Source organism: Diaphorobacter sp. ED-3, from assembly GCF_027625375.1.
Classification (GTDB): domain Bacteria; phylum Pseudomonadota; class Gammaproteobacteria; order Burkholderiales; family Burkholderiaceae_C; genus Diaphorobacter; species Diaphorobacter nitroreducens.
Genome location: NZ_CP115182.1, coordinates 275,837 through 288,531, shown reverse-complemented (window position 1 = coordinate 288,531; position 12,695 = coordinate 275,837). Strand labels below are relative to the sequence as shown.

Annotated in this window: 11 protein-coding genes; 3 read left to right on the top strand and 8 right to left on the bottom strand. The window is 70.2% G+C overall.

Features of this window, described 5'->3' with window-relative positions:
• Positions 1 to 13 precede the first annotated feature (13 nt).
• The 4 genes from PCQ86_RS01360 to PCQ86_RS01345 all read right to left on the bottom strand — a co-directional run bounded on the left by PCQ86_RS01360 (position 14) and on the right by PCQ86_RS01345 (position 3,668).
• Positions 14 to 964 (bottom strand): SMP-30/gluconolactonase/LRE family protein, encoded by a 951-nt coding sequence (locus PCQ86_RS01360; RefSeq protein WP_270174692.1) that lies wholly within the window; start codon positions 962 to 964, stop codon positions 14 to 16.
• 139 nt (positions 965 to 1,103) lie between these two features.
• The gene (locus PCQ86_RS01355; RefSeq protein ID WP_270174691.1) at positions 1,104 to 2,531 is read right to left on the bottom strand and encodes an ammonium transporter; all 1,428 of its coding nucleotides are present in this window, start codon (positions 2,529 to 2,531) and stop codon (positions 1,104 to 1,106) included.
• A 46-nt stretch (positions 2,532 to 2,577) separates the two neighbouring features.
• Positions 2,578 to 2,916 (bottom strand): P-II family nitrogen regulator, encoded by a 339-nt coding sequence (glnK, locus tag PCQ86_RS01350; protein WP_011803632.1) that lies wholly within the window; start codon positions 2,914 to 2,916, stop codon positions 2,578 to 2,580.
• A 20-nt stretch (positions 2,917 to 2,936) separates the two neighbouring features.
• Positions 2,937 to 3,668 carry a TorF family putative porin gene (locus tag PCQ86_RS01345; protein ID WP_088887901.1) on the bottom strand — a complete coding sequence of 244 codons (732 nt, stop codon included), beginning with the start codon at positions 3,666 to 3,668 and terminating at the stop codon, positions 2,937 to 2,939.
• Between the two features lie 218 nt (positions 3,669 to 3,886).
• Here PCQ86_RS01345 and PCQ86_RS01340 point away from each other — a divergent pair, with 218 nt between their 5' ends.
• Together PCQ86_RS01340 and PCQ86_RS01335 are read left to right on the top strand one after the other, a co-directional pair.
• Positions 3,887 to 5,425 carry a YifB family Mg chelatase-like AAA ATPase gene (locus tag PCQ86_RS01340; RefSeq protein WP_123675325.1) on the top strand — a complete coding sequence of 513 codons (1,539 nt, stop codon included), beginning with the start codon at positions 3,887 to 3,889 and terminating at the stop codon, positions 5,423 to 5,425.
• A gap of 45 nt (positions 5,426 to 5,470) precedes the next feature.
• Positions 5,471 to 7,201 carry a methyl-accepting chemotaxis protein gene (locus tag PCQ86_RS01335; RefSeq protein WP_270174690.1) on the top strand — a complete coding sequence of 577 codons (1,731 nt, stop codon included), beginning with the start codon at positions 5,471 to 5,473 and terminating at the stop codon, positions 7,199 to 7,201.
• A gap of 128 nt (positions 7,202 to 7,329) precedes the next feature.
• Here the strand turns inward: PCQ86_RS01335 and PCQ86_RS01330 are convergent, their stop codons facing one another.
• Positions 7,330 to 8,139, bottom strand: coding sequence for an SDR family NAD(P)-dependent oxidoreductase (locus PCQ86_RS01330; protein ID WP_270174689.1), 810 nt, complete (start codon positions 8,137 to 8,139; stop codon positions 7,330 to 7,332).
• Positions 8,140 to 8,247: 108 nt separating this feature from the next.
• On the opposite strand from PCQ86_RS01330, the gene PCQ86_RS01325 reads away from it, so the two are divergent.
• Positions 8,248 to 9,165 (top strand): LysR family transcriptional regulator, encoded by a 918-nt coding sequence (locus PCQ86_RS01325; RefSeq protein ID WP_196994608.1) that lies wholly within the window; start codon positions 8,248 to 8,250, stop codon positions 9,163 to 9,165.
• A gap of 30 nt (positions 9,166 to 9,195) precedes the next feature.
• On the opposite strand, the gene PCQ86_RS01320 is transcribed toward PCQ86_RS01325, so the two are convergent.
• The 3 genes from PCQ86_RS01320 to PCQ86_RS01310 are packed head-to-tail and all read right to left on the bottom strand — an operon-like array spanning position 9,196 to position 12,634.
• The gene (locus tag PCQ86_RS01320; RefSeq protein ID WP_270174688.1) at positions 9,196 to 9,975 is read right to left on the bottom strand and encodes an ABC transporter ATP-binding protein; all 780 of its coding nucleotides are present in this window, start codon (positions 9,973 to 9,975) and stop codon (positions 9,196 to 9,198) included.
• The gene (locus PCQ86_RS01315; protein ID WP_270174687.1) at positions 9,972 to 10,730 is read right to left on the bottom strand and encodes an ABC transporter ATP-binding protein; all 759 of its coding nucleotides are present in this window, start codon (positions 10,728 to 10,730) and stop codon (positions 9,972 to 9,974) included. The genes PCQ86_RS01320 and PCQ86_RS01315 overlap by 4 nt, the downstream gene beginning before the upstream one ends.
• Complete coding sequence (locus PCQ86_RS01310; protein WP_270174686.1) at positions 10,727 to 12,634, bottom strand: ABC transporter permease; 1,908 nt, start codon at positions 12,632 to 12,634, stop codon at positions 10,727 to 10,729. The genes PCQ86_RS01315 and PCQ86_RS01310 overlap by 4 nt, the downstream gene beginning before the upstream one ends.
• Positions 12,635 to 12,695 lie beyond the last annotated feature (61 nt).

Sequence of the window (12,695 nt, the reverse complement as noted above, 5' to 3'; positions counted from 1 at the left end):
CGCGCCGCAGGGGTCAAGGCTGGCCGATCTCGCACCAGGCCACGGGCAACCCCGCCACGGCCACTCGGGTGGACAGCACCTGCCCCGACTGGGGCCAGCGCGCCAGCTCATCGGCACTGCGGCCCTTGCGTGCAGAGGTGACGAACAGCGTGTGCCCGTCAGGCCCACCCACACAGGGCATAGTGGGGCAGGACAGCGGCGTGGGCAGCTCGGCCAGCACCTCGCCGCGCGGCGACAAGCGCAGCACGCGCGCGCCCTCGTACAGCGCGCACCAGTAGGCGCCTTCGGCATCCACGGCGGCACCGTCTGGGCGGCCGCCATAGGGGACTGCCTCATCGCGCGCCGCAAAGCGGTGCAACACACGCGGCGCCCCGATGGGCTCCAACTGCGCGTTGCAGTCCCAGGCGCGGATGGTGTGCGAGGGCGTGTCGCTCCAATACAGCGTGCGCCCATCCGGCGACCAAGCCAGGCCGTTGGCGGTGGCCACGCCGTCCAGCATGCGGCGCACCGTGGGAGCATCGGGGCCGCCCTGGTCCCCGCCGCGCAGGTCGATGCAGTACAGCGCAGCGACGGGCTGGCGCGGGCCCTGGGCGGGCTCATGCACCGTGCCCACCCACAGGCGCCCGAGCGCGTCGCACTTGCCGTCGTTGGCACGCTCGGTCGCCGGGTCGATGGGCAAGTGCGCCAGCGTGAGGAGCGGCCCGCCCCAGCGCGGCGCGTGGCAGATGCGGTCGCGCAGCGCCACTACCAGGCCTGCGGGTGTGCCCCCTTGGCGCGCCGGCGCGATGCAGCCGGGCTCGGCCGGCAGGGGCCAGCATTGCGCATCGCTCCCGTGCACGCCGCTGCGCCACAGCGCGCGGCCAGCGATGTCCACCCAGTACAGACGGGACTCCAGGGGGTGCCAGAAAGGAGATTCGCCGAGTTGCGCGGGCGCGGCGGCCAGGGGCGTCCAGGCAGTGTTCATGCAGGCATTATTGGCCCCGGGCCTGCGCGCCACCCAAAGAAAAGGCCCGCCAAGGGCGGGCCCAAAAAAGGGACAGGGAGTTGCTCGCTTGTCATCGGGGGCGCCGCGCCACCACGCGGCGCCCGCCGTTCAACGCCGCTCAGCGGTGGTAGGCCGTCTCGCCGTGGGAGGTGATGTCCAGGCCCTCGCGCTCGGCTTCCTCGCTCACGCGCAGGCCCACCAGCAGGTCGGCGACCTTGTAGGCGATGAAGGACACCACGCCCGACCACACGATGGTGAACAGCACGCTCTTGACCTGCACCCACACCTGCGCGCCCATGCTGAAGGTGTCAGGCGTCAGGCCGCCGGTGCCGCCCAGGCCCTGGGCCGCGAACACGCCGGTGAGGATGGCGCCCACGATGCCGCCCACGCCATGCACGCCAAACACGTCAAAGGCATCGTCCACGTTCAGCATCTTCTTCAGGCCGCCCACGCCCCACAGGCAGACCAGGCCGGCGATCAGGCCGATCGCGATGGAGCCCATGGGGCCCACGAAGCCCGCGGCGGGCGTGACCGCCACCAGGCCGGCCACCGCGCCCGAGGCCGCGCCCAGCATGGAGGCCTTGCCCTTGTGCAGCGCTTCGCCGGCAATCCACGACAGCGTGGCGGCCGAGGTGGCCAGCACCGTGTTCACGAAGGCCAGGCCCGCAACGGCGTTGGCGGCACCGGCCGAGCCGGCGTTGAAGCCGAACCAGCCCACCCACAGCAGCGACGCGCCCACCATGGTCAGCGTCAGGCTGTGCGGGGTGAAGGCCTCTTTGCCGAAGCCGATGCGCTTGCCCACCATGTAGGCACCCACCAGGCCCGCGATACCGGCGTTGATGTGCACCACGGTGCCGCCCGCAAAATCGAGCGCGCCGTCGGCCGCCAGCAGGCCGCCACCCCACACGATGTGGGCCATGGGCACATAGCTGAAGGTGAACCACAGCAGCGCGAAGATGAGCACGGCCGCAAAACGCATGCGTTCCGCAAAGGAGCCCACGATCAGCGCCACGGTGATGGCCGCGAACGTGCCCTGGAAGGCGATGAACACGTATTCGGGAATGGTCGACAGCGCACCAAAGGTTTCCTGGCTCACGCCCTTCAGGAAAAGCTTGGACAGGTCGCCCACGAATTGGCCCTCGCCGGAGAACGCGAGGCTGTAGCCATAGATGGACCACAGCAGCGACACCAGGGCAAAGATCACGAACACCTGCATCAGCACGGACAGCATGTTCTTGGTGCGGCCCAGCCCCCCGTAGAACAGGGCCAGGCCCGGGATGATCATCAGGATCACGAGCAGCGTGGAGGTCAGCATCCAAGCGGTGTCGCCCGAGTCCACCTTGGGCGCGGCGGGCGCCTCTGCCGCGGGGGCGGGTGCGGGTGCGGGTGCCGCAGCAGGTGCTGCGACGGGCTCGGCAGCGGGCGCGGGGGCGACGGCCACGGGTTCCGAAGCCGCCGCGGCCGCGTCGGGTGCCTGGGCCAGCGCGCCGGCGCCACCGGCCAGCAGGCTTGCACCGATCAATAGGGAAGCAAATAGTTTTTTCATGGCAGATCTCTGGGTCGGGAGGGACGAATGCCTGTGCGACGCGCGCTCACAGGGCTTCCTGGCCGGTCTCGCCGGTGCGGATACGCACCACCTGCTCCAGGTGCGCCACGAAGATCTTGCCGTCGCCGATCTTGCCGGTGCGGGCCGCGCCTTCGATGGCCTCGATGACGCGTTCCACCAGCTCGTCGGCCACGGCGGCCTCGATCTTCACCTTGGGCAGGAAGTCCACGACGTACTCGGCGCCGCGGTACAGCTCGGTATGGCCCTTCTGGCGGCCAAAGCCCTTCACCTCGGTCACGGTGATGCCCTGCACGCCGATGTCCGACAGGGACTCGCGCACCTCGTCGAGCTTGAAGGGTTTGATGATGGCGGTGACCATTTTCATGATCGGTTCCTTGTCGAGAGTTAGAGGGTCTTGGTGAGGGAGACGATCAGGCGGGCCTTGTTGGCATCGCCGAAGAAGCCCTTCTTGTTGGCTCCGGCAACCGCCGCGGACAACGACAGGCCGGCGCCGAAGTCGTAGGCGCCGCCCACGCTGTAGTCCACGTAGTTGGGCACGCCCAGGTCCTTGATGTCGCTGGCAAAGCGCGTGTAGCCCACGGACGCCTTCAGCGTGACGCTGGGCGCAACCTCCTGCGCAAACGCCAGGTTCAGGTAGCCCGTGTTGCGCCCACGGTTGCTGGAGGTCTTGGCGCCCGCCCAGCCGAAGTAATCCTTGGACACGGTGTGCGAGTACTTGGCCGTGAACGGGCCGTACGTGGCCGCGCCGTACAGCTCGGTGGTGTTGCCGTTGGTGTTGCCTGGGTACACATACGTGAGCGCGCCCACATCCAGGTCCACCTCGCCGGCCTTGAATTTGTAGCCACCGTAGAAGTCGGCCTCGATGGAGTTGCCGGACAGCCAGTCCACGCTGGAGTTCCAGTTGCCCACGTAGAAGCCACTGTCGCCAAAGCTGTAGTCGAACCCGCCCTGGATGGCCGGGTTCACGGCCTTGATGCGGTTCACGTCCTGGTCCTGGCCGCGGAACTTGTAGTTGCTGGTCAGCGACACATTGGCAGTGAGCTGGGCGCTGGCAAGGCCCGGTACGGCGACGGCCGCAAAAGCGAGGGCCAGGGTCTTGAGGGAAAAGCGGTGCATGGTTCCTCCAGTGTTGGGCGACGGTTGACACCCCCTCAATGCATGGACCGTGCCACCCCGAAATCCGCCCCGCGACGGCCTGCCGGGTACCATCCTGAGGCATACGTGCAGTCACAGGGGTTGCAGCCCGGCGCATTTCGCACCAGCCTGGTGCAGGGCGGCCCCCTGGCGCATCCGTCGCCATGGTTGCACGCACATGCCTGGGGAGATCCGTTGCGATGAGTCTTGCTTTGGTGCAAAGCCGCGCCCTGCTGGGCCTGCACGCGCCCGCCGTTACGGTGGAAGTACACCTGGCCAACGGGTTGCCCAGCTTCGCGCTGGTGGGCCTGGCCGATGTCGAGGTCAAGGAGGCGCGCGAGCGCGTGCGCTCCGCGCTGCAGAACGCCGGGCTGGAATTCCCGGCCAACAAGAAGATCACCGTGAACCTGGCGCCGGCCGATCTGCCCAAAGACTCCGGCCGCTTCGACCTGCCGATCGCGCTGGGCATCCTGGCCGCGAGCGGGCAGATCGACGCGGCCCGGTTGGACGGCTGGGAGTTCGCCGGCGAGCTATCGCTGTCGGGCCTGCTGCGCCCGGTGCGCGGCGCCCTGGCGACCAGCTTGGCGCTGCGCGCGCTGGCGCAGCCCGTACGCACGGTGCTTCCCCCCGGCAGCGCCGAAGAAGCTGCGCTGGTGCCGGGCACCGAGATCTACCGCGCGCACCACCTGTTGGACGTGGTACGCCAGTTCGTGCCCGTGCCCCCGCCGAACGATGATGGCGCGGACGACGGCGGTTGGCAGCGGCTGCAACCCGCGCCGCCGGCCCCGGCCACCGATGGCCCGGACCTGGCCGACGTGAAGGGGCAGGCCGCGGCCAAGCGCGCACTGGAGATCGCTGCCGCAGGCGGGCACGGGCTGCTGCTCGTGGGGCCCCCGGGCTCGGGCAAATCCATGCTGGCCCAGCGTTTTGCCGGGCTGCTGCCCCCGATGGGGGTGGAGCAAGCGCTGGAGAGCGCGGCCATTGCCAGCCTGGCCGGGCGCTTCAGCCCCGCGCAGTGGATGCAGCGCACCACGGCCAGCCCGCACCACAGCTGCAGCGCGATCGCGCTGGTGGGCGGGGGCTCGCCGCCGCGCCCGGGCGAGATCTCGCTCGCGCACGAAGGCGTGCTCTTCCTCGATGAATTCCCCGAATTCGCCCGCAGCGCCCTGGAAGCGCTGCGCGAGCCGCTGGAAAGCGGGCGCATCACCATTGCCCGGGCGGCGCAGCGCGCCGAGTTCCCGGCGCGCTTTCAGCTCGTGGCGGCCATGAACCCCTGCCCCTGTGGTTTTGCGGGCTCGCACCAGCGCGCCTGCCGCTGCACACCCGACCAGATCGCGCGCTACCAGGGCAAGCTCAGCGGCCCGCTGCTGGACCGCATCGACCTGCATGTGGAGGTGCCCGCGCTGCCGCCCGAGGAACTGCTGGGCGCCCCGCCCGGCGAACCCAGCGGCGCCGTGCGCGAACGCGTGGCCCGCGCGCACGAACGAGCGCTCCAGCGCCAGGGCAAGGCCAACCAGGCATTGCAGGGCCAGGAGCTGGAACAGATGGCGGCGCTGGACACCGCGGCCGCGCGGTTCCTGCAGGCTGCGGCGGCGCGTCTGGCGTGGTCGGCGCGCAGCACGCACCGGGCCCTCAAGGTTGCACGTACTATTGCCGATCTATCGGGCTGCGGGACCGTGGGCGCCGCCCATGTGGCCGAAGCCGTGCAATACCGGCGCGCCCTGCGCGCACCGGCGTGACGCTCCACCGCTGCCCTTCCTTGTTTGAATCCTCCTGAAGATCCTATGAAAAACCTCAGCATCGGCACCCGCCTGGGAGGCGGCTTCGCCCTTGTCCTGCTGCTGATGGCCCTGATGACGGCCTTTGGCGTATGGCGCCTGCAGACCGTGGCGCAAGCCACCAACGAGATGACGCAGCAACCCTTGGCGGTAGAGCGCATGATCAGCGACTGGTACCGCTACGTGTACAGCGCGGCACGCCGTACCTCGGCCATCGTCAAGAGCACGGACCCCTCGCTCGGCCAGTTCTTCGCGGCGGACACCGCCACCTCCACGCGCGAATCGGCCGAGCTGCAAAAGCGTATCGAAACACTGCTCACCAGCGACGAGGAAAAGGCCCTGTGGGCCGACATCCAGAAGGCGCGCGTGACCTACCTGTCCTCGCGCGACCAGGCCGTGAAGGCCAAGGCCGAGGGCCAGCTGGAGGAGGCCGAACGCCTGCTCACCCAGGTGTACCTGCCCGCCACCGACCAGTACGTGGCGCTGATCCAGCGCCTGCTGGACATGCAACGCGCCCGCATCGACGCCACGGCGCAGGGGATCAATGTCACCTATGGGCAAAGCCGGCTGTGGCTGATCGTGCTGGGCGTGCTCGGCCTGGGCGCAGGCGCCCTGTGCGCATGGTGGCTCACACGCGGCATCACGCGGCCGCTGGCGCAGGCCGTGCAGGTGGCGCGCGCCGTGGCGGCCAACGACCTCACCAGCCGCGTGCAGGTCGACTCGCGCGACGAGACCGGCCAGCTGCTGCAGGCGCTGCAGGAGATGAACGCCAGCCTGTCGCAGGTGGTGGCGCGCGTGCGCTCGGGCACCGACGGCATCGCCACGGCGTCCAGCCAGCTCGACGCAGGCAACCAAGACCTGTCCTCGCGCACCGAGGAGCAGGCCAGCTCGCTGCAGGAAACCGCCGCCTCGATGGAGCAGCTGACCAGCACCGTGCGCCAGAACGCCGACAACGCGCGTCAGGCCAACCAGTTGGCCTCCTCCGCCGCGCAGACGGCCACGCAGGGCGGCCAGGTGGTGGCCGGCGTGGTGCAGACCATGGGCGCCATCAACGCCAGCAGCCGCAAGATCAGCGACATCATCGGCGTGATCGACTCGATCGCCTTCCAGACCAACATCCTGGCGCTGAACGCCGCGGTGGAGGCCGCGCGCGCCGGCGAGCAGGGTCGCGGCTTTGCCGTGGTGGCCGGCGAGGTGCGCGCACTGGCACAGCGCAGCGCGGCTGCCGCCAAGGACATCAAGGGCCTGATCGGCGACTCGGTCGCCAAAGTAGAGGAAGGCTCCCACCAGGTCGAGGAAGCCGGCCGCACCATGGACGCCATCGTGCAGAGCGTGCAGCGCGTGAGCGACCTGGTGGCCGAGATCACCGCCGCGAGTCAAGAGCAGAGCGCGGGCATCGAGCAGGTGCACCAGGCCATCACGCAGATGGACCAGGTCACGCAGCAGAACGCCGCACTGGTGGAGGAAGCCACCGCCGCCACGGGCTCGCTCAAGGCCCAGGCTGGCCAGTTGGCCCAGGCAGTGAGCGTGTTCCGCGTGGAAGGCCTGCAGGCCGCCCAGACGGCAACGGCAGCGGCAGCGGCAGCGCCCGCCCCCTTCCGCCGGCCCGCACCGGCCACAACGACCAAGCCCCCCGTAGCAGCGCGCACGCTGGCGGCGCCCGCCCGCCCGCCGGCAGCGGCCAAGGCGGCCCCGGCCGCCGCGCGCCACAGCGACGACGATTGGGAAGCCTTCTGAGCGCCCCGGGCGGGAATGCCTCACCCGCCGCGTTTTGCTACGTTATTTATAGCTGTTAGCGCTGATTTAACAAGCGCTACAGCCCAAAAATGCAGTAAAGCAAACAGGCGCAGCCCCGCTGCCGGGCGTCAAACGAACATGCCGCCCGATGCCTCGATGCGCTGTGCGTTCACCCAGCCCGTGCCCGGCTGCAGCAGCGCAGCGATCACGCCACCGATGTCGTCCGGCAGGCCCACGCGGCCCAGCGCGGTCTGGCCGGCGATGAAGGCGTTGAGCTGCGCGTTGTCGCGCACGGCGCCGCCGCCAAAATCCGTCTCGATCGCGCCAGGCGCCACCACGTTCACGGCAATGCCGCGCGCGCCCAGTTCCTTGGCCAGGTAGCGCGTCAGCACCTCCACCCCGCCCTTCATCGCCGCATAGGCCGCGTAGCCCGGTAGCGCGAACCGCGCCAGGCCCGACGACACGTTCAGGATGCGCCCGCCGTCGTTCATCAGCGGCAGCAGCTTCTGTGTGAGGAAAAACACGCCCTTGAGGTGGATGTTGACCATGTCGTCGAACTGCGCCTCGGTGGTCTCCATGAAGCTGGCATACACGCCCACGCCGGCGTTGTTCACGAGGAAGTCGAAACGCTCGCGCTGCCAGTGCCGCGCCAGCACGTCGCGCATCTGGCCTGCGAAAGCGGTGAAGGTGGCGCTGGCCGCCACGTCCAGGGGCAGCGCCACGGCGCGGCGGCCGAGGGCCTCGATCTCGGCGACGACGGCCTGCGCCTCGGCGGCCTGGTTGCGGTAGGTCAGGATCACATCGGTGCCGGACCGCGCCACATGCAACGCGGCATTGCGGCCCAGTCCCCGGCTGCCGCCGGTGATGAGGGCGATGGCCGGACGGGCGGCCATGCCGGCGGTGGCCGTAGAGGAGGAAGAAGATGCGGCGTGGGTCATGGCGGGGACCTTTCAGTGAGGAGTGAGAAGCAGTGAACGGACTCTATTGATCCGCGCTGCATCCATAAATCACTGAAAATTGATCGCATCGTTCTTTGGATACGAACAATGAGCCCGTTTGACCGCATGCACATCTTCGTCCGCGTGGCCGAGCTGGCCAGCTTCACGCAGGCCGCCGAAGCGCTGGGCATTCCCAAGGCCAGCGCCTCCACCGCCGTGCAGCAGCTCGAAACCCAGCTTGGCACGCGCCTGCTGCACCGCACCACCCGGCGCGTCCAGCTCACGCAGGACGGGCAGGCCTATTACGAGCGGTGCAAGGATCTGCTGGCCGACGTGGACGAGCTGCAGTCCATGTTCCAGCAGGCCGACGGCGCCGGCCTGAAAGGACGCGTGCGCATCGACATGTCCACCGGCATGGCGCGCAACGTGGTGGTGCCCCGCCTGCCCGAACTGCTGGCGCGCCACCCCGGTCTGGAGGTGGAGCTGAGCAGCACCGAGCGCCGCGTGGACGTGGTGCGCGAGGGCTTCGACTGCGTGCTGCGCACGGGCGCCGTGGTGGACAGCAGCCTGGTCGCGCGCCCGCTGGGGCTGGCGCGGCTGGTCAACTGCGCCAGCCCGGCCTATCTGCGCGCGCATGGCACGCCACGCTCGCTCGCCGACCTACCGGGCCACCGGCTGGTGCATTTCGTGAACACGCTGGGCGCCCGCTCTGCAGGCTTCGAGGCCGTGGTGGATGGCGCACTCGTGCTCACCCCCATGCAGGGCGCCCTCACGGTGAACAATGCCGAGGCCTACATGGCCGGCTGCCTGGCGGGGCTGGGCCTGATCCAGGTGCCGCATCTGGGCGTGGTGGACCTGCTGGCGCGCGGCGATCTGGTCGAAGTGCTGCCGCAACTGGCCGCCCCGCCGATGCCGCTCACGCTGATGTACGCCAACCGCCGCAACCTGCCGCGGCGCGTGCGCACGGTGATGGACTGGCTGGCGCAGGTGGTGGCGGAGCATCTGGCGCAGGTGGCCGCCGCCTGAACGGCCTGGCCCCCACGTGTCCCTGGGCCGCTAGACGCCCAGGTACTGCCGCCGCGCCGCGGCGTCGCCCGCCAGCTGCGCCATCCCGGCGCTGTACACGATGCGGCCCTGCTCCAGCACGCAGGCGCGGTCGGCCACGGCCTCGGCGAAGGGCAGGTTCTGTTCGCTCAGCAGGATGCCGATGCCCTGCGCCTTCAGCGCGCGGATGGTGCGCGCCATCTGCTGCACGATGACCGGCGCCACGCCCTCCGAGGGCTCGTCCAGCAGCACCAGCAGCGGCTGGCCCATGAGGGTGCGCGCCACGGTCAGCATCTGCTGCTCTCCGCCGCTCATGCGCCCGCCGGGGCGGTCGGGCATTTCGCCCAGGTTGGGGAACAGCGTGAACAGCCGCTCGGGCGTCCACAGCGGCGCGGGCGTGCCGTCCGGCCAGTGGCGGGGTTTTTGGCGGCCCACCTCCAGGTTCTCCAGCACTGTGAGGTCGGTGAAGATGCGCCGATCCTCCGGCACGTAGCCCAGGCCGCGCCGCGCGATGGCGTGCGGCGGCTGGCGGTCGATACGCTGGCCCAGGAACTCGATGCGCCCGCTGCGCCGCTCCAGCAGGCCGGCAATGCCCTTGAGCGTGGTGGACTTGCCCGCGCCGTTGCGCCCCATCAGGGCCACCACCTCGCCATGCCCCACGCTCAGCGATACGCCGTGCAGGATGTGGGCCGCGCCGTACCAGGCGTGCAGGTCTGCCACCTCCAGCAAGGGTGTTTTTGCTGCCAAAGCCTTGCTGGGCAAGCGCAAGGCGCTATCGTTTTGATTCGTCATGCCGACTCCAGTGCCAGCCCCGTGCCCAGGTAGGCGGCCTGCACCCGCGCGTCGTCCTGGATCTGCTGCGGCGTGCCTTCGGCCAGCAGCTGGCCGCGCACCAGCACGGCCACGCGGTCGGCCAGGCCGAAGACCACGTCCATGCTGTGCTCGGTGAACAGCACGCCCATGTGCCGCTCGCGCGCGATGCGCTGCACCAGCTGCATGAGCGCCAGGCGCTCGGCCGGTGCCATGCCGGCGGTGGGCTCGTCCATCAGCAGCAGCGCCGGGGCGTGCGCCAGCGCCATGGCCAGCTCCACGCGCTTGACGTCGCCGTAGGCCAGCGCGCTGCACGGGCGCTGCGCCTGGGCAGCCATGCCCACCTGCTCCAGCAGCGCCAGGGCATCCTGCGGGCGGTGCGCATCGGCACGGCGCCACCAGCGCCAGGCCTGCCGGTCGTGCGACAGCAGCGCCATCTGCACGTTCTGCAGCACGGTGAAGCTGGCGAAGGTCTGCGCGATCTGGAAGGTGCGCCCCACGCCGCGCCGCCAGACGGCGCGTGGCGCCAGGCCGGTGATGTCCTGCCCCTGCAGCAGCACGCGCCCCGCGTCGGGCGGGAGCTGCCCGCCCACCAGGTTGAAGGTGGTGCTCTTGCCCGCGCCATTGGGGCCGATCAGCGCCAGCAGCTCACCCGGCTGCAGCGTGAACGACACGCCCTGCACGGCCTGCACGCCACCGAAGGACTTGCGCAGCCCCTGGACCTGCAGCAGGCTCATGGCGCGCCCTCCTGCGCTTTGTTTTTGATAGCTGCTCGCGCTTGCCACATCTGCGCAAAACCCGAAATCCCTTGAGGAAACAGCAGCACCAGCAGCAGCATGATGCCGCCCAGCAGCGCGCGCCAGTAGTCGGTACTGCGCGCTACGGTGTCGTGCAGCCAGGTGAACACGCCCGCACCCACCACCGGCCCGGCCAGCTGCTGCATGCCGCCCAGCAGCACCATCACCAGCCCGTCCACCGAGCGCGACACGCCCAGCGCATCGGGCGCCACGCTGCCTTTGGAAAACACGTACAGCGCCCCCGCCAGACCGGCCAGCAGCCCTGCCACCACAAAGGCGGCCCACTGCACGCCGCGCACGTCGATGCCAATGGCGTCGGCCCGCAGTGCCGAGTCGCGCGCCGCGCGCAGCGCCCAGCCCAACGGCGCAAACAGCATGCGCCGCAGCAGGTAGATGCCCGCCACGGCCAGCGCCAGCACCAGCCAGTAGAAGCCCGCACCCTGCGCGGCCCACTGCGGCGGCCACACGCCGGTGATGCCGTTGCTGCCGCCGGTGAACCCGTCCCACTGGTAGGCGATGGCCCAGGTGATCTGTGCGAACGCCAGCGTCAGCATGGTGAGCGACACGCCCGACAGGCGCACGCAGAACCAGCCGTACACCAGCGCGCCGGCCGCCGCCACCAGCGGCCCCAGCAGCAGCGCCGTGCCCATGGGCCAGTCCAGCCAGCGCACCAGCAGCGCCGCGCCGTAGGCGCCCAGGCCGAAGTACGCCGCATGGCCAAACGAATGCAGCCCGCCCGGCCCCAGGATGCAATGCAGGCTGGCGGCGAACAGCGCGGCAATCGCGATGTCGGTCAACAGCACGGTGGCGTAGCTGCCCGGCTCCACCGCCAGCGGCAGCAGCGCCAGGGCCAGCACCAGCGCGCACCAGGCGGCCGTGGCACCCTGCCCCGCCCGGCGCAGCGGCGCCTCGGGCGCGCCCACGCCGCGCGCCGCGGCCTGCGGGCGGCCCATGAGGCCCCAGGGCCGGCAGATGAGCACGGCCGCCATCACCAGGAACTCCACCACGAGCGTGAGCTGGGGAAAGGCCACCTCCACCCCCGCGACCTCGACCACGCCCAGCCAGATGCACACGGCCTTGAGCTCGGCAATCACCAGCGCCGCCACGAAGGCGCCGGGCAGCGAGCCCATGCCGCCCACCACCACCACCACGAAGGCTGCGCCGATGGTGAGCATGTCCAGCTCCAGACTGGCAGGCTCGCGCGGCAGCTGCAGCGCGCCGCCCAGGCCTGCCAGCAGGGCCCCCAGCGCGAACACGCTGGTGAACAGCCAGGCCTGGTTCACGCCCAGCGCACCGACCATCTCACGGTCCTGCGTGGCGGCGCGCACCAGCGTGCCCCAGCGCGTGCGCGTGAGCAGCAGCGTGAGCAGCACCAGCACCAGCGGCCCCACGGCGATGAGGAACAGGTCGTAGGCCGGGAAGCGCCGGCCCAGCAGGTCCACCGCGCCCTCCAGGCCCGGCGCGCGCGGGCCGAACAGCTCCTGCGGCCCCCAGAGCCACAGCGCCGCGTCCTTGATCACCAGCACCAAGGCGAAGGTGGCCAGGAGCTGCAACAGTTCGGGTGCGCGGTAGATGCGGCGCAGCAGCAGCACCTCCACCGCCGCGCCCAGCAGGCCCACGGCCAGCGGAGCCAACAGCAGCGCAGGCCAGAAGCCGAGGGCCTCGCCCAGACGCTCCACCAGGGCATAGGCCAGGTACAGGCCCAGCATGTAGAACGAGCCGTGCGCGAAGTTGACGATGCGCATCACCCCAAAGATCAGCGACAGCCCCGCCGCCACGAGGAACAACGTGGAAGCGCCCGCCAGGCCATTGAGCAGTTGGGCCAGCAGCCCCGAAACATCCATGTCAGTCGTCCAATGCCGCACAGGGCCACCGCAGCCCGCGCGGTTGAAGCCCGCAGCCGTC